Annotated in this window: 18 protein-coding genes and 2 tRNA genes; 12 read left to right on the top strand and 8 right to left on the bottom strand. The window is 71.0% G+C overall.

Annotated elements, in window-relative coordinates; genetic code table 11:
- Positions 1-37 precede the first annotated feature (37 nt).
- Both BUE48_RS07480 and BUE48_RS07475 read left to right on the top strand, forming a co-directional pair.
- Complete coding sequence (locus BUE48_RS07480) at positions 38-1,681, top strand: serine/threonine-protein kinase (protein ID WP_286989449.1); 1,644 nt, start codon at positions 38-40, stop codon at positions 1,679-1,681.
- A 215-nt stretch (positions 1,682-1,896) separates the two neighbouring features.
- Complete coding sequence (locus BUE48_RS07475) at positions 1,897-4,419, top strand: ATP-binding protein (RefSeq protein ID WP_286989448.1); 2,523 nt, start codon at positions 1,897-1,899, stop codon at positions 4,417-4,419.
- A 269-nt stretch (positions 4,420-4,688) separates the two neighbouring features.
- Here BUE48_RS07475 and BUE48_RS07470 read toward each other — a convergent pair whose 3' ends face one another.
- Entirely contained in the window at positions 4,689-5,414 is a 726-nt protein-coding gene (locus tag BUE48_RS07470) for a cutinase family protein (protein ID WP_286989447.1), read from the bottom strand.
- A gap of 473 nt (positions 5,415-5,887) precedes the next feature.
- Between BUE48_RS07470 and BUE48_RS07465 the strand changes: the two genes are divergently transcribed.
- Positions 5,888-6,595, top strand: coding sequence for a cutinase family protein (locus BUE48_RS07465; RefSeq protein ID WP_286989446.1), 708 nt, complete (start codon positions 5,888-5,890; stop codon positions 6,593-6,595).
- A gap of 111 nt (positions 6,596-6,706) precedes the next feature.
- Positions 6,707-7,174 carry a hypothetical protein gene (locus tag BUE48_RS07460; RefSeq protein WP_012851873.1) on the top strand — a complete coding sequence of 156 codons (468 nt, stop codon included), beginning with the start codon at positions 6,707-6,709 and terminating at the stop codon, positions 7,172-7,174.
- 140 nt (positions 7,175-7,314) lie between these two features.
- Here BUE48_RS07460 and BUE48_RS07455 read toward each other — a convergent pair whose 3' ends face one another.
- Entirely contained in the window at positions 7,315-8,169 is an 855-nt protein-coding gene (locus tag BUE48_RS07455; protein WP_012851872.1) for an SDR family oxidoreductase, read from the bottom strand.
- Between the two features lie 282 nt (positions 8,170-8,451).
- On the bottom strand, positions 8,452-8,823 hold the full coding sequence (locus BUE48_RS07450) for a DoxX family protein (RefSeq protein WP_012851871.1): 372 nt from the start codon (positions 8,821-8,823) through the stop codon (positions 8,452-8,454).
- Between the two features lie 216 nt (positions 8,824-9,039).
- Between BUE48_RS07450 and BUE48_RS07445 the strand changes: the two genes are divergently transcribed.
- A complete protein-coding gene (locus tag BUE48_RS07445; RefSeq protein ID WP_012851870.1) occupies positions 9,040-9,762 on the top strand; it encodes a TetR/AcrR family transcriptional regulator in 723 nt (240 codons plus the stop codon).
- Positions 9,763-9,953: 191 nt separating this feature from the next.
- On the opposite strand, the gene BUE48_RS07440 is transcribed toward BUE48_RS07445, so the two are convergent.
- Positions 9,954-10,028, bottom strand: a tRNA-Pro gene (locus tag BUE48_RS07440).
- 190 nt (positions 10,029-10,218) lie between these two features.
- On the opposite strand from BUE48_RS07440, the gene BUE48_RS07435 reads away from it, so the two are divergent.
- Positions 10,219-10,289, top strand: a tRNA-Gly gene (locus BUE48_RS07435).
- 390 nt (positions 10,290-10,679) lie between these two features.
- On the opposite strand, the gene BUE48_RS07430 is transcribed toward BUE48_RS07435, so the two are convergent.
- Positions 10,680-10,979 (bottom strand): VOC family protein, encoded by a 300-nt coding sequence (locus BUE48_RS07430; protein ID WP_012851869.1) that lies wholly within the window; start codon positions 10,977-10,979, stop codon positions 10,680-10,682.
- Between the two features lie 503 nt (positions 10,980-11,482).
- Between BUE48_RS07430 and BUE48_RS07425 the strand changes: the two genes are divergently transcribed.
- The 3 genes from BUE48_RS07425 (at position 11,483) to BUE48_RS07415 (ending at position 12,582) form a co-directional block, all read left to right on the top strand.
- On the top strand, positions 11,483-11,755 hold the full coding sequence (locus BUE48_RS07425) for a hypothetical protein (protein ID WP_286989441.1): 273 nt from the start codon (positions 11,483-11,485) through the stop codon (positions 11,753-11,755).
- Positions 11,756-11,896: 141 nt separating this feature from the next.
- Positions 11,897-12,199 (top strand): hypothetical protein, encoded by a 303-nt coding sequence (locus BUE48_RS07420; protein ID WP_286989439.1) that lies wholly within the window; start codon positions 11,897-11,899, stop codon positions 12,197-12,199.
- Between the two features lie 74 nt (positions 12,200-12,273).
- On the top strand, positions 12,274-12,582 hold the full coding sequence (locus tag BUE48_RS07415; RefSeq protein ID WP_286989438.1) for a hypothetical protein: 309 nt from the start codon (positions 12,274-12,276) through the stop codon (positions 12,580-12,582).
- Between the two features lie 161 nt (positions 12,583-12,743).
- On the opposite strand, the gene BUE48_RS07410 is transcribed toward BUE48_RS07415, so the two are convergent.
- From BUE48_RS07410 to BUE48_RS07400, 3 genes are all read right to left on the bottom strand, one after another.
- Positions 12,744-13,328 (bottom strand): PIN domain-containing protein, encoded by a 585-nt coding sequence (locus tag BUE48_RS07410; protein WP_012851866.1) that lies wholly within the window; start codon positions 13,326-13,328, stop codon positions 12,744-12,746.
- A 2-nt stretch (positions 13,329-13,330) separates the two neighbouring features.
- A complete protein-coding gene (locus tag BUE48_RS07405) occupies positions 13,331-13,786 on the bottom strand; it encodes an excisionase family DNA-binding protein (RefSeq protein ID WP_012851865.1) in 456 nt (151 codons plus the stop codon).
- Positions 13,787-13,973: 187 nt separating this feature from the next.
- A complete protein-coding gene (locus BUE48_RS07400) occupies positions 13,974-15,311 on the bottom strand; it encodes a RecB family exonuclease (RefSeq protein ID WP_286989434.1) in 1,338 nt (445 codons plus the stop codon).
- On the opposite strand from BUE48_RS07400, the gene BUE48_RS07395 reads away from it, so the two are divergent.
- The 3 genes from BUE48_RS07395 (at position 15,262) to BUE48_RS07385 (ending at position 21,313) form a co-directional block, all read left to right on the top strand.
- Positions 15,262-16,335 carry a hypothetical protein gene (locus tag BUE48_RS07395; RefSeq protein ID WP_286989432.1) on the top strand — a complete coding sequence of 358 codons (1,074 nt, stop codon included), beginning with the start codon at positions 15,262-15,264 and terminating at the stop codon, positions 16,333-16,335. The two genes, BUE48_RS07400 and BUE48_RS07395, sit on opposite strands and share 50 nt — an antisense overlap.
- Positions 16,336-16,363: 28 nt before the next feature.
- Positions 16,364-19,261: a pPIWI_RE module domain-containing protein gene (locus BUE48_RS07390; RefSeq protein ID WP_286989431.1), complete on the top strand. Its 2,898-nt coding sequence runs from the start codon at positions 16,364-16,366 to the stop codon at positions 19,259-19,261.
- 693 nt (positions 19,262-19,954) lie between these two features.
- The gene (locus tag BUE48_RS07385) at positions 19,955-21,313 is read left to right on the top strand and encodes a coiled-coil domain-containing protein (protein ID WP_286989429.1); all 1,359 of its coding nucleotides are present in this window, start codon (positions 19,955-19,957) and stop codon (positions 21,311-21,313) included.

The raw sequence follows: 21,313 nt of genomic DNA, 5'->3' as shown, positions 1-21,313 counted from the left end.
CCGCCCGTGGCCGAGCCGAACAGGAACCGACACGTCAATGGAACCCCTCCAGCCCACCGACCCGCGGCAGATCGGCCCGTACCGGCTCTCGGCGCGCCTGGGCAGCGGCGCCATGGGCCAGGTCTATCTGGGACGCTCGCCGGGAGGCCGCCCGGTCGCGGTGAAGGTCATCCACCCGGCCGTCGCCGCCAAGCCGAACTTCCGCGCCCGGTTCGCCCGCGAGGTGGAGGCCGCGCGGCGGGTCGGCGGGTTCTACACCGCCCAGGTCGTCGACGCCGATCCGGCCGCCGACCCGCCCTGGCTGGTCACCGCCTATGTGCCGGGCCTGTCGCTGCAGGAGATCGTGGCCGAGCACGGCGGGCTGCCGCTGAACGCGCTGACGCGGCTGGGGGCGGGCCTGGCCGAGGGGCTGGCCGCGGTGCACGCCTGCGGGCTGGTGCACCGCGATCTCAAGCCCAGCAACGTGATCGTGGCCCCCGACGGCCCCCGGATCATCGACTTCGGCATCGTGCGCGCCCTGGACGCCTCCACGGTGACCGCGACGGGCGCCTTCGTGGGGACCCCGGCCTATGCCTCGCCCGAGCAGACCCGCGGCGAGCCGCCCGGGCCGGCCAGTGACGTGTTCTCCTTCGGCTGCGTGCTGGCCTTCGCCGCCTGCGGGCACGGCCCGTTCGACGCCGGTTCCCTGGCGGCCGTGGTCCACAAGATCCTGCACCAGGAGCCCGATCTGAGGCGGGTGCCCGCGCCGCTGCGGAGCCTGATCGCCGACTGCCTGGCCAAGGACCCGGCCGCCCGGCCCGGCGTGCCGCAGCTGCTGCAGCGGCTCGGGGGACGGGCGACCATCACCGCCGGCTGGCTGCCGCCGGCGGTCGCCTCGATGATCGCCGACAGGTCGACGCTGCCGGAAGAACCGCCCGCCGTCGCGGCCGCGCCCCCCGGGCCTGCGCGGCCCGCTCACCCCGTGCGGCGCCGCAGGTGGCGGACGGTCGCCTTGGCGGGCGTCCCGGTGCTGCTGGTCGCCACCGGCGCGGCGGGCACGACGTGGTGGCGGGCGGCCTCCTCCGACTCCGGCTCGCGTTCGGTGGCCGTGGCCTCCGCGGTGCCGTCCGTCGCCGCGGCGCTCTCCCCGGCCGGGACGGCCGCGCCGCAGCGATCGGCGGCGGCGGAGCCGGCAGGCGATCACCCCTCCTCCACCGCATCCCCGCCGGCCGGCGCTCCCTCGTCAGCGGCTCCGCGCGGGGAGCGTTCCCGGGCGCCGCGGCAGCGGCCCGGCCCGTCCCAGCAGCCCGTCCCGCCCGCCTGGGCGAACTGCCGCGTCTACGCGCCGGTCGAAAAGGACAAGGTCGCCATCAGCCCGTGCATCCGCGCCACCAAGAGCGGGCTGGACATGATCGTGAACGTCAAGGCGCTGGAACCGCAGGGCACCCCGGGACCGGTCACCGTCTGGGTGTGGATCGCCAACGACAAGAACACCAAATACCGGGCCAGCCTGCATAAATGCCGGATGAGGCTGAAATCGGAGGAGGACGAGGGAAGCTGCGGCCCCTACTCCTTCACCCCGCCCGGGCCGGGGATTTATCACTCGGCCGCCGCGACCTCCACGGTCGACCAGGAGCTTCCTCCGAGCTGGCCGCCGCAGTGGACCGGGACGTGCAGTGCTTCCCTGCGCTGGCCCGCCTGAGGAGGGGGAGGCGGGCCGGCGCGGGGGCCCGAAACAGTCCCCGCAATCACGGTTTACGGTACGCCCGTTACAGGGGCGCGGGCGTACCGCCCCCTTCTCGAACACATAAGACATAGCAGGCGGAAAAGACGCGCCCCCTCCTCTCAGAGAGGAACCGCTTAAGGCGCCGTTAAAATCAGTGCCCTGTTGCTGGGAACCCTCGGGACGGAGGCTGCATGGGGCGGGTGGCGCGTCCCGGGCGACGGCCTTCCCCCGTTCCCGACCCCGACAGCCCGCTGGGAAGGTTCGCCCAAGGGCTGCGCGAGCTGCGGGATCAGGCGGGGGATCCGAGCTATGAGGCGCTGGCCCGGGAGACCGAACAGCTGGGCTCTCCGTACTCGGCGACCTCGCTGCGCAACGCCGCCTCCGGACGCACCCGGCCGTCCTGGGACGTCACCGAGATGTTCGTGCGGGCCTGCGTCGCCTTCGCCCGCAAACACCCCCGCCGCGCCGACAGCGCCGCGGGGGAATGGAAGACCGACGACCTGCTGGCGATCTGGACGGCGCGCTGGCAGGCGATCTCACTGTCCGGCGAGCCGGCCGCCGCCCAGCCGGGCGCCCGCTCCCCCGACCGGTTCGCCGCAGGCGCGCCCGGCAGGCTGCCGGCGACGCTGACCAGGTTCGTGGGACGGGAAGCGGAACTGGCCACCGGGCTGCGGCTGCTGTCGGAAAGCCGCCTGGTGACCTTGACCGGGATCGGCGGGGTCGGCAAGACCCGGCTGGCGCTGCACCTGGCCGAGGCCGTCGCCGTGCGCTTTCCCGGCGGCGTCCACCTGGTGGAGCTGGCGGAGCTGACCGAACCGACGATGGTGGACCGCGCCGTGGCCACCGCGCTCGGCGTCCAGACCGAGGCCGAGCGGACCCCGCTGGAGGCCATGGCCGAGGCGCTGCGCGGGCGGCGGACGCTGCTGGTGCTCGACAACTGCGAGCACCTGCTGGAGGCGACCGCCGCGCTGACGCGCGCCCTGCTGCACGCCGTGCCGCAGCTGCGCGTGCTGGCCACCAGCCGGCAGCCGCTGAACGAGGCGGGCGAGCAGGTGCTGGCGGTCGATCCGCTGCCGCTGCCGCACCGGGACGGCTCGGCGGAGCAGTGCTGCTCGGCGGCGGTGGAACTGTTCGTCGACCGGGCCAAGGCGGCGGTGCCGGACTTCCGCCTCACCGACGCCAACCGGGAGGCGGTGGTGCGGGTGTGCCGCATGCTGGAGGGCCTGCCGCTGGCGCTGGAGCTGGCCGCGCGCCGGCTGCGCCTGCTGACCGTCCAGGAGCTGGCCGAACGGCTCGACCAGCGGTTCGCCCTGCTGGGCGCGGCGGGCGCCGACCGCACCGCGCCGCCGCGGCACCGGACGCTGCGGGCGGTGTTCGACTGGAGCCACGAACTGTGCTCGGCCGAGGAACGGGCGGCCTGGGAGCGGCTGTCGGTGTGCGCCGGCACCGTGTCGCTGGCCGACGCCGAGGCGCTGTGCGCCGACCAGCGGCCCGCCGCCCAGCCCGCCCTGGAGGCGATCGCCGGGCTGGTGGACAAGTCGCTGCTGACCCGGATCGAGGTGCGGGGACGGACCCGGCTGCGCATGCTGGAGACCGTCCGCATGTACGGGCGGGAGCACCTGGCCGCCTCCGGCCGGGACGAGCAGGCCCGGCGCCGGCACCTGGAGCACTACCTGGGCCTTGCCCGGCGGGCCGAGGACGAGTACGCCTCGCCCCGGCAGTGCCGGCGGCTGCTGCGGCTGCGGGAGGAGCACGCCAACCTGCGGCAGGCGTTCCGCTACGCGCTGGCCGACGAGCAGCCCTCCCCGCTGCTTTTCGAGGGCGCCCGCGCATTGTGGCTGTACTGGATCGCCTGCGGGAACGTGGGCGAGGGCGTGCACTGGATGCGCCGGCTGAGCGAACGGTTCCCCGAGCCGCCCCGTCCCGACCTGACCACCGCCTGGTGCTGGGCGATGTGGGCGGCGGCGTTCGCGTTGCTGCTGCAGGGCGACCACGGCGGCTGCGCCGCGTTCTTGGACCGCGTGGAGTCGGCCGCCTCCCGGGCCGGCGACGGCGGCGCCGAGTGGGCCGGGCTGCAGGCCGCCGTCCACCAGCAGCGCGGCCTGTCGGCGCTGTTCCGCGGCGACACCGAGCGGGCCGAGCGGCATTCGCACGAGGCCCTGCGCTTCGGCGGGCACCGTCCCGGGCTGCTCACCACCCAGCAGGCGCTGGCCCAGATCGGGCTGTCGGCGGCGGTGCGGGGAGCCGGGGAGGAGGCGGTGCACTTCATCCGGCGGGCGATCGAGCTGTCGGAAGAGTGCGGCGAGACCTGGCACCGCTCCTACCTGCTGTGGACGCTGGCCATCGCCTATACCGAAGAGGGCCGCGCCCGGGAGGCCGTCCCCCTGCTGCGGCAGAGCCTGGACTTCAAGATGCAGCTCGGCGACCTGCTGGGCATGGCCACGGTGAGCGAAACCCTCGCCTGGGTGCTGGCGCAAAGCGGCGACCCGCACACCGCGGCTTTGCTGCTGGGGGCGGCCCACACCACCTGGCGTCCGGCCGGAGCTCCCCAGCTGTGGGGGTTTTCGCACCTGGTGCGGTACCGCGACCGCGGCGTCCAGCAGATCCGGCGGATGCTCGGCGAGGCTTCCTTTGAGAAGTCCTACCGTGCCGGGGAACGGCTGGGCTTGGATCAGGCCCTGTCGCAAGCGCTCGGCAAACGGTTCCCCGGCTGACCGCCGCCGGGCGTGCCCGCCCGATGCGGGAACGGACGGGCACGCCTTGCGTCACATGAGCGGGACCGGGGCGAGCGGCGCTGACGGCCGAGGGGAAGTCGCCGTGCCCAGGGGTCGCCTGTCCGGCGTCCTGGGGAAGCCGTCGAAGAGCGTTCCGGGAGGACGCCGTTTCCGCAGGGCGACCCTTTTGACCGATGCGGGAGCCGGAGCGCCTTGAGGCCCCCGTCGCTCTGGGACGCACGCGGTGAGGAGGCCCGGTTCTCCTCAGGTCACCGGCCCAGGGCGGCCCGGACCTTCGACACGGCGAAGTCCGCGCCGTCACGGGGCATGCCGTTGACGAAGTACCGCAGGTGGGCGAGGGTGCTGCCGGGGTCCTGGCAGACGAAGTCGTCGGCGACGCAGTAGTTGCGGATCCGGTCGGCGTAGGCGTTCAGCGCGCCCCGGGGACGCGGCCGGATGGACTCTTTGTTCGGGTCGAAGTCGCCGACGTTGAACGGGTCGCTCGCGGTGAAGCGCATCTCGCCGAACATCACGATCGCGGCGATCCGTGAGGAGGCCGCCGAGGAGACCTGCGGGGCGTTCTTGCCCCAGATCCGCTGGCCGTTCGGCAGCAGGGCGTCGCCGACCACGCCGCCGCCCTGGGAGTAGCCCAGCAGGACGTAACGCTGGTCCGGACATTCCTGGGCGGAGGTGTTCAGCAGCCGCACCAGGTTGGTCACGCCCTCGGTGGCGCTGGTGTCGAAAGTGAGCCGGGCCGGGTACTGCAGCTCGGTGTAGGTGGTGTTCAGCCCGGTGAGCCCGGTTCTGATCCGCTCCCCCATCGGCTGCAGCAGCCAGCTTCCCTCCTGGGGCTCACCGGTGCCGCGCGCGGAGATGATGCTCACATCCGCGCAGGCCGCCTGTGCGGGTGGGGCGACGGCGACGACGGCCCCGGCAGCGGCCAGCGCCGCGCAGGCCAGGCCGGCCGCCTTGGCACGGCTGGGGAAGATCCGCATGAGTTCCTCCTCGGGGACGGGTGCGGGCGTGACGTTTGTACGCCGCGTCCCGGTGAGGAAATGCCGGCCCATCTGACAAAAACAGCGGACGGTTTTGACGCCAGAGTCCATCGGGGACGCAAAACCCGACGTCAAAGGGCGCCTTGCCGGGTGCGGACCGCGGCGGGAAGGGCAATCGCGATGCCGCCTCCCATGAGTCGTTGTGCGCACGCACATCGCCCCTCGCGGTCCGGCTATGGCCGTCCGGCTCGGCAAGGCGAGCCGATCCGGGTGATACGTACAACACCCCCGTCATGGTTTCGCAGCCGGCCACATTGTTATCGGGATTTTTCCTCGGACGGACGTGTAGAGAGGCGCGCGGCGGCCCGCCCACCATCTCTTGCCAATGTGTTCTAAGGCGCATCCCCCGCGGCGATTCGTCCGCCGTGCGCTGCGGGGCGGCGCCCGTCCGATCCAGCCAAGAGGTGAATCGCATGCGTTCCTTCACGTCCGCCGCCTTCCGTCTCATCGCCAGGGTGACCGCGCTCGCGGGGGTGGCGGCCGGCGGCCTGGTCGCCCTGGCGACGACCTCCCCGGCCGCCGCGGCGTGCTCGGAGGTGGAGATGGTCGCCGCCCGGGGAACCTTCGAACCCGGGCGGCTGGGGGTGATCGTCGGCGACCCGGTCTTCCGGGCGTTGCAGGGCGAGCTGCGCGGCACGGACCTGACCTCCTACCCGGTGGACTACCCGGCCGACGCCAGCCCCACCTCGCCCCGGCAGGGCGTGCAGGACCTGGTGCGGCACGTCACCCAGCAGGCCCGTGAATGCCCGAACCAGAAGTTCGTCCTGGTCGGCTACTCCCAGGGCGCCAGCGTGGTGAACGGCGCCATCGGCACCGGCGTCGTGGGCGGCGCCACCGAGCTGCCCCGCGAGGTCCGTCCGCAGATCGCGGCCGTCCTGCTGTTCGGCAACCCGGCCCGGCTGGGCCCCGGCGAGCCGGACACCGGTGAGTTCGCCGACCGCACCCTCGACATCTGCAACCAGGGCGACCCGGTGTGCGGCGCGGGCGTCAACATCGCGGCCCACCTGGCCTACCGTTCCGAGGCCGGCCGGGCCGCCCAGTTCGCCGCGCAGAAGATCCGCGGCGCCGGCGCCGCCGAGGAGGGCACCGACCGCCGGGCGGGCGGCATCTTCGGCCGCTGACCCGCCCCCTTACCGCCGCGCCGTCCGGGCCCGGGGCCGCCCCCGGGGTCCGGACGGCGCGGCGGTGCGGGCCGTCCCACGCAATGACGTTCACGGCCGGGAAGGACGACCATGACACGTGACGGAATCCCACCGAGGCGGGCCCGGCTCGCCGGGATCGCATGCTGCGCCGCGCTCGCGCTGGGGACCGCGGGCTGCGGCGGGGACTCGCCGAAGGCGGCCGCCTCGCCTCCGCCGGCATCGGCGCCCACCGCCTCGCCGCCTGCCGGCGGGCAGGGCGGGTTGCTGGCCAAACAAGACGACCCCCAGGGCGGGACGCCGCTGTGCACCACCGCCTTCTACACCTCCACGGCCAAGGGCCTGGAGGTCAAGGTGCGCTTCCCCGGGCCCGCCATGCTCGTCATCAGCGTGCTGCAGGACGGACGCACCGAGCCGGTCAAACAGCTTCAAGAGCGGCTGCCGGACGAGACCAACTCGCGCACCTTCCTCATCCCCGGCATCACCACCGCGTCCCGCGTCGAGCTCAGCGTCCTGGCCCCTGGACCCACCACCGACACCTGCCGGGCTCCCGAACGCTGACCCCATCACCGGTGAGCGGCGGGCGCCGTGTTTCCGTCGCCTCCGTCCGAACGCCGTGTCGCCGTCTTCGCACGCCGCCCGCCGCCGGTGAGGTCGGAACGCCCGCGTCCGGGTGGGGACGGGGCTTCACCACCGGGAGATCAAAGCCAGGTCTTCATGGTCTCGGCCAGCGGCTCGGTGGGCCGGCCGATGAGGCGGGCCAGGTCGCCGGGCGTGTCGGCGATGGCGCCCGCGCGCAGGTCGGCGTTGAGGCCGACCACGAAGTCCGCGGTGCCCTCGTCGAGGCCGGCCGCGAGCAGCTGCTCGCGTTCGGCCTCGGGGGTGAGTTCCTGGTAGCGCACCGGGGTGCCGAGCAGCTCCTGGGCGGTGGCGGCGAACTCCGCGAAGTTCCATGCGACGTCGCCGGACAGCTCATACGCCTTGCCCTCGTGGCCGGGGGTGGTGAGGACGACGGCGGCGGCCTCGGCGTAGTCCTTGCGCGGGGCGGTGGCGATGCGGCCGGGGCCGACGCTGTTGGCGATGACGCCGCGTTCGCGGGCCGCGGAGAAGTCCGGCAGGTGGTTTTCGGTGTACCAGCCGTTGCGCAGGAAGGTCGCGGGGATGCCGGAGGCGGTGATGCGTTCCTCGGTGGCCTTGTGGTCGGCGGCGAGCCGAAGACGCGTGGTCGGGGCGTGCAGGACCGAGGTGTACACCAGGTGGTTCACGCCGGCCCGGCGGGCGGCCTCGATGGCGTTCGCGTGCTGGGCCACGCGGGCGCCCACGCTGTCGAAGGAGATCAGGAGCAGTTTGTCGGCCCCGGTGAGGGTGGCGGCGGTGCCGTCGATGTCGTCCACGTCGACGGTGGCGGTGCGCAGCCCGCGTTCGGCGAGCGCGGCGAGGCGGTCGGTGTTGCGGCCGAGGGCCAGGATGTCGCCCGCGGGGACGCCGCGGGCGAGCAGGGCATCGACGGTGTGGCCGCCGAGCTGTCCGGTGGCGCCGATGATCGCGATGGTCATACGGGGTTTCCTCCTCGTTCGGTGACCGGCCGCCGGTGGCGGCCGGTGCGGGCGGCGGGGCTTGCCGGACGTCCCGCGGTTCACGATGCGAACGGCGGTTCCGGCGCCCGCCCCCGAAGTCTTCGAAAGTGCAGGGGCGGCTGAACCCTGGCGCTTGAGTCCGTGCCCGTCGGGCGATGTTCAGCCTGCCCGGCCGCGCGGCGGGCGGATCCGGTGCGGGTCTTTGACGGCACGGTCCCAAGAGCCGGGGGCTTCCCGAAGGTTGCGGTGCAGGGGCGGGCGCTACAGGGAGTAGGGACCGAAGCGGCCCCAGGCGACGACGGCCGCGAGGATGAGCAGGACGACGTTGAAGGCGATGGCCTGGGGCTCCTTGCGGCGAGCGTGGGTGATCATGGCGCCGATCATCACGATGACCAGGCCGGCCGCCGCCAGCGGGGTCAAGACGGGGGCGATGCCGGTGGCCGCCGGCAGGATCAGGCCGAGGGCCGCGGCCAGTTCGGCGACGCCGATGAACTTGACCATCCCGGAGGGGAAGTCCTCCACCCACGGCAGCTTGGGGGCGAGCCTGTCCTTGGGCCGGGTGGACTTCATCACCCCGGCCATGGCGAACATCACGGCCAGGAGCGCCTGCAGGATCCACAGGAAAACGTTCATCGCGCACGTCCTTCGTCCTCGGCGAGGTCTCTTGGGGCGGTCGCCGGCAGGCCCGTGCTCCGGCCTCTCGACCGCATCGCCTCGTCCTCACCAACCAGGGAAAACAGCGGCACGGCGGGGACCGTCCCGGCACAAGTGGAACGACCTTCCCGTTTGGGTGCCGTACAGCGTAACCAGACAAGTGGGAAGGTTGTTCCACTTAATTAGGATGAATTCATGGCCTCCGCGAAGGTCCCCCGGGACGACGTCCTCGAGCCGGACACCGGCAGGCGCTCCGGGTGCGGGCTGCGGGCCGACGCCGAACGCAACCGCGACCGGATCCTGGCCGCCGCCCGCCGCCTGTACGCCGCCGAAGGGCTCGACGTGCCGATGGCGGCGATCGCCCGCGAGGCCGGCGTGGGCAAGGCCACCCTGTCCCGGCGCTTCGCCACCCGCGAAGACCTCATCACCGCGGTCTTCGCCGACCGCATGGACGCCTACCTCACGGCCGTCACCGAGGCCCTGGCCGACCCCGACCCCTGGCACGGCTTCGTCCGCTACGTCTACGCCGTATGCGCCATGCAGGCCGCCGACCGCGGCTTCGCCGAGGTCCTCACCATGACCTTCCCCACCGCCAAGGCCCTGGAGTCCCGCCGCGACCGCGCCTACCGCGGCTTCCTCGAACTCATCGCCCGCGCCAAGGCCACCGGCCACCTGCGCGAGGACTTCACCGACCGCGACCTGCCCATCCTGTTGATGGCCAACGCCGGCGTCATCGCCGCCACCGCCGACGCCGCCCCCGACGCCTGGCGCCGCCTGGTAGGCCACATGCTCCGCTCCTACGCCACCCCCGGCGCCCCACTCCCCCCTCTCCCCGACGCCCCAGACCCCCAGGCCCTGTACCGCGCCATGATCCGCATCGCCCGCTCCTCCCCCTGCAACGCCCCCGACCGCTCCTGAACGGCCCCACGGAGAACACCTCCGGCCGTCCGAGACGGACGCCCCTTCTCGCAGGCGTCTCCCGCCATGTGCACCGGCCCCGAAGTTCCCAGGGAGACCAAGCCGGCGCCGACCAGGTGACACCGCCCCCGAAAACGCGCGAAGGCCTGACCACCGCTTCGGCGATCAGGCCTCTGCCCTGCGAGTTCGCGTCGGGGTGGCGGGATTCGAACCCACGGCCTCGTGCACCCAAAGCACGCGCGCTAGCCAAGCTGCGCCACACCCCGGCCCGCGGCCGCATGCCCCAACGGAGACGGCAACCGCAGCCTGTGAAAGTGTAGTGCGGATCCGCCCCCACGCCATCCCGATCCGCCGACCCCGAAGGCTCGCCCCATCCCGCGCGCGAAGACCCCCGGAAAACCGGTACGCTACGCAGTGACCGAGATCCGGATCCCCCGGGCTCTCTCGGCCGACCATGCGGGCGTAGCTCAATGGTAGAGCCCCAGTCTTCCAAACTGGTGACGCGGGTTCGATTCCCGTCGCCCGCTCTGCATTCACCCGGGTGTGCGGCCCGGCCACCTCGAGGATGGCCGGGCCGCGGGCCTTTTACCGGCCGCCCGTCCCTCGAAGTCCGACACCGTGCCCGGACACCGCCGATCTTCCAAAGTTCCTGTCCGTGTCCTTGCAAATCCGCTGGGACGGTCCTCAGTTCCTGCTCCTACCGGCGATCAGCGACAGTGGGCAGGAGCCGGTCTCACCCGGCAAGACCGGCGCTCCTCACTCCAAGGCCGGAAAGGCCGCCGACACCATGTCCATCCCGCCCCCTTACCGCGCGCCGAGCCGTTCCATCCGCCGTGCCGACTCACCGGCCCACGGTCGGGAAGAAGTCATCCGGGCAGCGCAGAAGACGACGAGCGTCACACCGCCGGCCCTGACGATCACTCGATCACTTCCAGTTCGACGGTGCGGCCCTCGGGGTCGCGCAGGACGTGCCGCCCCGGTCCCAGCGGCAACGACGTGGTCGAACGCCGCACAGTGAAGCCCAGTCTCAACCGGCCCGTAGGGGGCTTACCGGCCGCCGGATACAGCTCGATCACGGCTCCGTCTTCCAAGACCGCGGCATGATGGACCGGCCCGTCTTCATGCCGCTCCTTGCGAAAGCGAATGCCGAGCCCGGCGTAAAACACACGGCACTCCTCAAGAGCATCGGTGTAGATCACGATGTAGGCGACGCGCATTGAGACCTTCCAGTTGCCTGCCCCAGACCGCTCAACGGCATCCTCTCGTGTTACGAGGACGGACACGCCCTAGGCATGAGGACTGGTGCCGAACCTCCCGCAGGCAGGCCCTGACCTCTACGCCCAGGAAGACCGGCTGGGCTCACGCCCGGCCGCACAGCCGGGCGCGCCGCTGAGAAGAGTTCGCGCATGACCCGCCAGTGCGTCCCCAGCCGAGAGCAGAGGAAATCGGTGAATCCTCGATCGCCGTTCACAGAAATCACGCTGTTTTATTAGCACGAACGGCGTGGAGCCCCGCTGAACCCAGAGATCCAGCTTCTGGAAATGAAGGCCACGGGCCCCTTCTCATGGCCTGGCTCGAGGAGACCGAGCGGTTCGAACGAGGCTGGGTCGCCGTGGCGGCGGTGGACGGCCAAGAAATCAAGGTCCGTCATGGGATCGGCCGCAGGGATGTTTATGGTCGCCTGCGCGTGCGCTCAGTGACTTGAATTCGCGATGAACCCATGGTCGAAGGCGTCGAGTCCGACGATTTCGAACGGTCAGAGGCGCTGCTGAGCCTGATCAAGGTGACCAAGCGGCATCTGAGACCGGGTGCCGACGTTCCACCGGATTATCTCCCGCTCCCCGTGGTGGTCATGGCCGACGAAATCCGAGCGCCGTACGTTCCGCAGAGCCCGGCGGTCAAGCTCCGGCAAGACGACGTCGCCGGGTGGGTGCGTCATGCGCTCCTTTGTGCCGCGGCCTGGGGTCGCCTGCGTTCTCACCCCATCGCGTGACGAGCGCTTCCGCCGATATCCGGCACTGGTCCCGCCCCGGCCGGCGTACGGTTCCATGATGAGGACGAACTCCGCGCCGCCGCGGCCGCCGCGCTGTTGGCGTACGGCGAGCGGCACAAGTCGGCTCGGCAGGGGACGACGGTGGAGTTCACAAGCGACCCCGAGGCGAACAGACTCCTTTTGGAGAACGACTTCGCCTTCCTGGCCGGTGTCCTTTTCGACCAAGGAGTTCCGGCGGAGCGGGCATGGCGTGCGCCGTTCCTGCTGAGCCGGCGCCTTGGCCACTTCGATCCCGAACGGATTGCCCAAGACGAGGCGGGGGTGCGAGAAGCCATCGCGCAGCCGCTTAAGCTGCATCGACATATCGAAAAAATGCCCAGATGGCTGGTTCCGGTAGCCCAGCGGGTGATGACCGAGTGCGGTGGTGATGCCGGAGCCATTTAGTCCGATCACCCCCGGCAAAGGAGCTGAAGAAACACTTCGAGGCGTTTGCCGGCATCGGCCAGAAGAAGGCCGCGATGACGGTGGAGATCCTTGAGCGCGACTGTGGCGTACCCATCAGGGACCTGGATGGGGGCGAAATCGCCTACGACATCCACCTGCGCCGCGTCTTCCTCCGCACCCGTCTGGCGGACCGTGACGACCGCGACCATATGATCGCCAGAGCCTGGGAGCCGCACCCCGACCGTCCCGGCGCCCTCGATCTGCCCAGCCGGCTCCTCGGACGCCAATGGTGCCGCCCCGGTACACTCGACTGCGCCTCCTGCCCGCTCACCGAGGTATGTCCCAAAGACGTCGAGCGAGCAAGCCAGGCCGTCAGTGCCTGATACCTCAAAGGCGCTCGGCCGCTCCGGCAAGGCCGATCGGCTTCATCCTGCCCCGTCAGCACGTCGTTCCGCACGGCAGGACGGGGATGTCACAGCCGAGAGCGGTGCCGTGACCTGCACGGCCATGGCCTTGAACACCGCCGAGGCCGCCGTCCCGGTCTTCAAAGGCCGCGTGTTGAAAAACCCCGATGACTTCGTGTCCGCAAGGCCGCGACGGACTCGACCAGGCCGGCGCGTTCGAGAGCGTCCAGCACATCCTCGACCGTTTCAGGCGGGTTGTTCCGTGAGTCGACGATCTGCTGGACGCACGCCCACACGACCCGGTCGTCGAAGTCGATCTGATCGAGGACGAAGTCGTCGGGGCTTTTGGCCTCCACGTTCCAGGGTTCCAGCATGTCGGCCGGGAAATCTCGAAGGTTCGAGGTGACGATCACCTGGGCCTGAGCCTTGATCGCGGCGGCCAGGACATGCCGGTCTTCGAGATCGGGGAGTTTCAGCGCCTCGATGAGCGGTTCGTAACCCTCGACGAGGGCATCGGGGACCGCCCGGTTCATCAGGGTGCGCAACCTGATCAGTTTCTCCACAGGAATGTCCGGACGGCCGGCGGTCAGGTTCTTTTGCAGCTCATCGAGAATGGCGTTCGTCCACTTGGCCTGGACCAGCCCCGACTGGGCAATGCGGATCAGCAGGTCGCGTTGCGTGTTGCCGTACAGAACGCAGGCATCGTAGACCACCACGAACGCCATCGTCAGATGCCCAGCTCCTGACCGAGCCGGGCGAGTTCGTCGGCAGCCGTGCGGCTTTGCGCCTCGCTCTTCCGCTTATAGTCCATCAAGTCGTCCCATCTGATGCGACGGTGTCGGCCGACCCGTCTGAAGGGGATCTCTCCCCTCTCCAGCAACCCGATCAGATAAGGGCGGGAGACGTTCAGCAGATCGGCCGCCTGCTGCGTGGTCAGTTCGGCATCCGAAGGAACGACCGACACCCCGCGCCCGGCGGCGATCTGGGACAGGATGTAGGCGAACAAGCTCACCGCCTGCCGTGGCAGGACCAAGGCCTCTTCTTCACCGATCTCAGCATGCACCCTGATGGCCTGCTCGTGAGGATTGCGCTGAAGGTACGCCTTGATCCTCTGCACGGCCCGCGCAGCCTGCCGGGTATCGACCGCTCCTGGCTCTATCCGCCTGACCTGCACGTCTGCCACACCCCTCACCGCCCCAAAGGCATCTATTCGCAGTATCCGAAACAAACGCAGCAGACGCAAGGAACAATGAGCCCCGGCGGTGAGCGCCCGGCAGCCGCGGTGATCACTAGTCTCCGCAGTGCGCTCGGGGTGCTCGGGGCGCGCGGCGAGCGCCCCGAGCACCCTACGGCGGGTTGTGAGACGGCGCTCACCCAGAGGTGTCCGTTCCGTCGCGGCAGATGCCGGCGAAGTCGCAGGAGGTGCAGGTGGCGCACCAGCGGGGGAGGCGACGCAGGTCGTTGTCGCGCAGGGACCTGCCGACCTCGGTGACGCGGCGGGTCAGGTCGTTCAGCAAGCCTGTGTCGACCTCCTCGCGCAGTGAGCTGCCCTCCTCGTCGAGGTTGTGGACTTCCACCAGATCGGCGTCGGCGCCGGTGAGCTCCCGATAGCCCAGGGCGTACAGGTGGAGCTGGGCGAGGGAGACGTCTTCGGCCTGGGCGCGTTCGCTGGATTTGAAGTCCACGACCGAGACCTCTTCGGTGTCCAGCCGCTTGATGAGGTCGACCCGGCCGGTGACGGTGACGCCGGGAGCGGGGTGGATCTCGACCGGTTGCTCGGAGAACATGGTCTGGCGCAGGGTCGCTCCCTTCTCCCGCAGGTAGCGGCGAACGGAGGCGATCGCGGCGGGCCGCAGCCGGGCCTTGGCGGCCGGGTTGGCGAACGGCAGGTTCAGGTGCCGGTCCACCAGTTCCTCGGTGGCGATCACCACCGCGTCGGGCTGGGCGTAGCCGTTGTCGCCGTCGAACTCCTCGTAGTAGCCGGGGGCCTGGTATTGCAGCCACTTGGCGAACTTCTCGAAGCGTTCCTTCGGGTGGACGGTCAGGTGGATGGCCTCGTAGTCGCCGATGGCGGTGGAGAAGCGGCCGAGGTTGCAGAAGACCGGTTCACCGCGGCGGCCGCCGTCCGTCTCCCCGTGGGAGGGGACGTTCTCCTCACGCAGCCCGATGGCCTCCAGAAAGCCGAGGAACACCCCCTGCAGCGTGATGGAGTCCCAGGGCCGTGACTCGTCCCAGGCGATCGCCTCGTCCAGGACGGCGATGCCCTGGTCCAGGCGCTCGTCACAGCCGACGTCGGCGGCGCGCCAGGCGTCCTTGACCGCCTCGGCATCGATGAGACCGGCGACGTAGCGGAAGCAGGCGACGGCGGCCTGCACCTCGGGGGTCTCAAAGAGCCGCACCAGCCCTTTGATGATGTAGGGGATGCCGCGGCGGCGGAGCTCTTCGACCAGCGGACCGGCGTCATGGCGCACCGACCGGAAGAGCACCGCGCAGTCGGCGTAGCTGAGACCGCGCTCGGGGGCGTCCGGCGCATCCTGGAACGGGACGCCCTGGAGCTGCTGGATGCGGTCGGCGATGGCACGGGCCTCCTGCGCCGGGTCGTCGTAGGTCAGGGCGAGCAGGTCGCCGCGTTCGAACCTTTGATGCCCGGCGGCCTTCATGGACTTGGCCAGCCGGGCGCTGGAGGCCGTCCGCCGCACCACCTTCACGACGCGTTTTCTCTATGACGACGACGGACGGCCCATGAGTCTGTCGGGCGTCCCGCCCAAGGACCGTCCCGCCGCCGCCCGGCAGATGGCCGCCCGGCTGGGCCGCCCGGGCCGGGGCGGCGGCGCGGGGCCGCTCGCCCAAGAGCTCAACCGCATCGAGGACGAGCGGCGCCGCCGGGCGCTGCTGCTGGTGGGCAGCTACCGGGAGGCGGACGTGGTCGCCGAGACGCTGCACGGCATCGAACGCCGGCACGGCAGGGTCCGGGTGCTGATCGCCGACGACGCCGAGCCCGGCCCGGGCTCCGAGGAGCGGGCGGAGACGGTGCGCCGCGGCGACCTGGCCATGTTCGCCGAGGACGAGGACGCCGAGGTGCTGGTGGCGCCGCTGATGGCGATCGAACGCGGCCACAACATCCTCAACGCCCAGCGCAACGCCGCCTTCGGCGTCGCCCTGTTCCTGGCCCGGCCCCACCCCAGGCCCGACGACCTGTCGCTGGCGGTGTTCGCCGTCAACGACTGGGTGAGCCGTTTCATCCGCGACCTGCGCCGCGTCGACGGCCGCACCGGTCCGGCGACCTTCGGGGAACTGGTCGCCAAGGCCGGCGACCTGGATCAGGCCGGGCTGGAGTTCCGGCACCAGGCGCGCAAGGAATGGCGGCGGCTGCTGTCGCGCCGTTACATCTACTCGCACCTGGAGGACTGGGAGCGGCGCTCGTTCGCCTGGGACCAGCTCGTCACCATCTGGCAGGTCATCGGCCGGCTGGTGCGGGGCGGCGTGCCCGCCCGGGTCGTGTTCGTGGACGCCAAGTTCGCCCCCGGGACGGCCGCCGCGCTGCGTCCGGGCGAGACCGTCACGGCGCCGGCGCGGGACGGCCTGCTGGCCGACCTGCACAAGATCCTGGCCCCCTACTTCGACGACCACGCCGACCCGGCGTGGTTCGACGATCCCGCCGACCCGGCCCTGGTCCGGATGCTGTACGCGCCGATGTACCAGGCGCTGTCCGGACTCACCCACCGAACCTGAAACGCCTGTTTCTCGAACGGAGCCTTGCATGCCCGCCTACACGCGCATCCGGACGGCCTCCTGGCTGCCGGACTCACCGGACGCCTCAGTCACCGCCCGCTATCAGGCCCTGCCCTTCCCCGAACAGTGGCGGGAGGTGCTGCTGGAGCTGTGCAACGCGGGCCGTCCCACCGACGCCGAGCCCTACCGGACCGTGCCCACCCGCCGGATGGAACAGGTCCTGCAGACGTTCGCCCCCGACTACCTGGTGCTGCCGCGCCCGCGTGACGGGCGCGGACACTGGCTGCTGGTCCCCGAAGGCGTCGAACGCCTGCCGGATCAGGTTTTCCGGGCGCTGTACAACGCCTGGCTGAGCGACCTGCGACCCGACATGGCCAAAGACCCCCACTACCGGGAGCTGCTGGCCAAGGCCCGCGCGATGCTGGACGACGCCCCGCCCCGCTGGGAACCGGTGGAGCTGGAGCTGCTGCGCTGCCCGGTCACCGAAGGCGGCACCGCCGCGCCGCTCGCCCACCAGTACCCGCTCACCACCGACTGGTTCGCCCGGAAGATCCTCGCCCTGGAGCCCTATGACTATGGAAGCGGCACCCTGCGTTTTCACGCGGTGCCGCGCGGCCCCCGAGACCAGGGCGCCGAACTGGTGTCAGAGCCGCTGCGGTTCGACAAGGACGGGCAGAGGTGGTGGTACTCGATCACCCTCAACGTCACCTTGCACACCGTCCCCTTCGAGCCGCTGCCACGGATCCACCTGCACACCGGGATCCGCCGCTGGGCGACCCGGGTCGGCGCCGCCGGCCGTCTGTACCTGCCCCGCCGGCGGCGCACCACGGTGCTGCTGCGGCCGCGGGTGCCCTGGCTGCCAGGCGCGTCCCGCTCGGACCGGTTCGCCGTCGCCCGGTTGGAACGCCGCTGGGACCGGGAGGCGCGGGACTGGGTCACCGGCTGGGTCGAAGGCGGGCCGGCGGGGATGCTGCACCGGTTGTCGCTGTCGTCGTTCCCCGACGCCGAGGCCATCGTGACGGCGCCGGAGGAATGGCTCGCCGACGACATGAGCGCCGCCGTCGTGTACAGCACCGCCATGGGCTCCCACGGGGTTCTCCCGGGGTTGATGCCCCATCAGCGTTCAGAGCTCGTGGCCTGGGCCGAGCAGGCGTTCGCTCCGGAGCTGCGTCCCGAGCCGGAGCGGGTGCGCACCCGGCTGGGCCGTTCCACACCGCTCAACACCCCGCCCAAGACGAAGACGCCCGAGTACGACAGGCGCCGCGCCGCGAAGGTGCGGGCCGCCGCGGCGCACGCGATGCGGGCGCTAGGTGCCGTCGAGGACGACCGGGCCGTGCTGGAGGCGTGGCTGCTGTGGCAGACGCCGCAGATGCGAGATGAGGCCGTCGAGGCGTTCATCGGCCTTCTCGGTCTGGGCGGCGGGTCGAGAGCGGCCATCGATGCGCTGCTGAGCGCCGCTTCAGGCCCGCGCGGCCTGCTGGAGTGGCGCACGCCGGAGCTGCTCGTGCGGCTGCACTGCCGGCGTCTGACCGAAGGGCTCGGCGACGACCTGGCGCTGCCGGAGGGACGCCGGACCAAGGCGATGGTCACCGCCGCGGTCGCCGAGCGGCGCGACCGGGCCGCGCGCTGGATGGCGGCCGAGCGTCCGGGCACGGCGCCGTCGCTGGCGCTGGTGGAACTCGACCGCGCCGCCGACTTCACCACTTCTGATCACGATCCGAAGTTCGCGCTGCGGCTCGGCTTCGCCAAGGCCGGGCTCCTCACCCAGTTCGTGGCGGTGCCCAAGAAGACCGCGGGCTACGACTCGACCCGCAACGTCGGGCACCGGGCCGAGAAGGCCTGGGACGACGGGCTGCGGCAGCTGGGGGTGCGGGTGCTCCCCGAGCACGGGCTGAGCGACGGGCTGCCCGAAGGACTGCGCTATGCGGCGATCTGGCTGGTGCGCAAGAACCGGACGAGCCGGACCCGCTGGGCCGGGCACGTCCCGGTCGCCGTGCTGGTGGCCCCCGGTCCTGAGGAGGGAATCGCCGAGGTGCGGGGCTGGGACGCCGAGGCGGACGGCGGAGCGGGCGCCTGGATCCCCTATCCGTCGCTGCTGCTGCGGCTGACCGAGCGGGTCGACGTCTCCTCCGTCCTGGCCGCCGACGACGAAGACGAGGAGGCCTTCAGACGACCGGACTACCACCGGGAGATGGAGCGGCAACGCCGGCAGGTCGAGGAATGGCTGCAGACGGTGCTGCGCACCCTGCGAGGCGTCCCGACCCTGCTGCTGGCCTGCGCGCAGAACGTCCGTTCGCACTGGACGTGGCTGCAGGACGGCCAGGTGCAGCGCGACCGGGTGCGCACCGGGGTGGCCCCGCACCGCAGGCTCGACCCCGACCTGCGGCTGCTGCGGGTCCGCAAGACCACGGGCCGGGAGACCCCCCAGTGGTGGGGCGTCCACCCCAAGGACGGGCTGAACGGCCTGGCCGCCCACCTGTGGGTGGCGCCCCGTCCTGACGGAGCCGGCGGCGGCCGGGTGTTCTGGAGCACCACGCCCAAACCCTCGCAGTTCAAGGACTCGGCCGTCAGCGGCGACAAACTCGGCGGCCGGCCGCTCACTCGCGGCTCCGGCAGGCCGACCATCGACGCCGACAAGGTCGGCTGGAACCCCGGTCTGGTGGAGCTCGCCGTGCTCGGCTGCCACGAGGACGACGGCGACGATCCGGAGGCGCTGGCGATGGCCGCCCACCACCTGCGCCAGCCCCCGGACTACCCCCAGGCCCTCGCCCTGCCGCTGCCCCTGCACCTGGCCGAACTGGCCCAGGAGTACGTCCTCCCGCTGCCGCCGGAGGACTCCGAAGAAACCGCACACGACGAGGATCCGCCGGGCGAGGGACCTTCAGAACCGGAAACCGCCCAGCCCTTCGCTCCCAACGGGGAGTGAGCCTCTCGCGGTGTCGGCCCCCCGGTGGTGACCGACACCGCTTGATCGAAGACGATGATTCAGGCGTCGTTCGACACTAGGACATCCGACAGCACCGCCGGACGCCCACAGCGTCGATCGCTGAGAAGGAGCTCTACGAGTCCAGGTCGGGCAGGTATAACAGGGGTAAGTCGCATACGGCGAGAGAAGGTGCCGCTGGGGCTGGCAGGAGCCAACACCCCACTCAGGGTGGTTCACGTGGCCAGCGGGCAGGTGACAGCGCTGACAACCGGAGGCCCCGAACCGTTGCGGGGTACCGCATCCTCCGGCCCGTGGGGCCCGTCCCTAATGGCTCGCACGCTCGAAACCGGCCGTGCCATCAGGGGGAACGTCCCCCTTGCCCCACCCCGACGGGCTGGGCAGCCCTTCCCTGCACAAGGCGATAGCCGTCAACGCTCATGAGCCCCTGCAGACAGCATCCTCCCTGGTAACAGAACTATAAGAAAACTCCGCACACAAGCAGTTCATGTGACATCAAGGACAAGAGCTGCTAAAACAGTTCGACCTGGGGTGGCTCTGCACGGGATGGCCGGCAGAGCAGGTGGGGGAGTCTCATCATTGGGGAAGCATGACGTAGGCGAGGAGCTGCGGAAACTCGCTGAGAAGCCGGAGCTGGCGGAGAGAAAAGAGCAGCTTAGAGACCTCGCCGAGGCGATGAGTGATCGGAGCAAGGCCGAGCGCTGGTGCGAGGTCGACCTCTTCGCGGCGTTCTCGCCCGATGAGACGATCATCCAGCCGCTCCCTAAGAAGGCCAGCCGCAAGCACTGGGCGTCCCGTGCAGTCAAGGCCGCGCTGGCGGTCGGGCCGGTGCTGGTCTTTCTGCCCGTGTTCTTCACGTGGGTGGGGCTGCACGAGGCCACGTCCGCCTACGGCGAAGTACTAAACGACCAAGGGGTCGAGGCGGCGCGGCGGCCGTTCCTGGAGATGTGGCAGCAGGGCTTCGATGGCCGACTGCCCGGTTTCTTCCGTTTCAGCAACGTCGCCATGCTGACGGTACTGGCGATCCTCTTCCTCGTCGCCTGGACGGTGAGCGAGAACCTGCTGTACAACCGCTCCCTGGACCGTGCCGAACGCCGGCTGGTGATGCTGCGCGCCCGGCTCCGCAAGGCGCTGACCGAGGCGAGCCTGTACCTGGCACAGGTACGGCTGTCGACGCCCAGCCGTTTCAACGCTGAGCTCACCCAAGCGGCCATGCAGATCACCAAGATCGGGGAGACGGTCCGCAAGGCCCAGTCCGACCTGATGGACGCCGTGGTCTACGCCCTGGAAGCCGCGCAGAAGACCAGTGACGCCCTGGTCTCCAGCGCCAACGAGGTGCAGGGCACGACCAAGACCTTCAGCCGGCACTTCACCGAGGTGAAGTCCGCCGCCGAAACGATGACCTCCGCAGCCGACGCGATCACGCTCAAGACCGGGGAGTCCATCGAAGAGTTCAAAAAGAGCCTGCTGTCGGTGCTCGACCACGAGCTGAACCGGCTCACCTCGGCCATCCGCTCCTCCGTGGGCGAGCTACGGGACGAGGTCGGGGAACTGGTCACCGCCAGCAGCAGCATCACCCGGGCCGTCGACAGCTCCGCCGATTCGGTGCAGGCCGTGGGCGCCTCCACAGAGCGGACCGTGAAGGTGCTGACCAACCAGCTCACCGAAACCCTGGAACGCACCGCCACGGACTTCGAGCGGGCCTTCAGCCAGACCAGCTCCGAGATCCGCGCGGCCCTCGGGGATTGGGCGGACACCGCCGGGGCGCACGCCAGCCGCATCGAGCTCGTCACGGACGTCTCCGGCCGGACCGTGGACATGCTGGACCGCACCCGGGACTCCTTCGAACGGCTCGCCGCGCTGCCCGAGCAGATCTCGCAGGTCACCGGCATGGCCCTGGAAGAGACGCGGAGCACGGTGCGGGCCGAGCTCGACGAGCTCAAAGCGGCAATCGCCGAGTTCGGCAACGTCCTGCAGCAGGCCTCGCAGACGATCGCCGAGCTCGCTGACCGTCGGCAGGGCGACGCGGCATGA

It is taken from the genome of Thermomonospora sp. CIF 1 (assembly GCF_001896795.1).
Lineage (GTDB): Bacteria > Actinomycetota > Actinomycetes > Streptosporangiales > Streptosporangiaceae > Thermomonospora > Thermomonospora curvata.
This window is presented reverse-complemented; position numbering and strand designations above follow the sequence as displayed.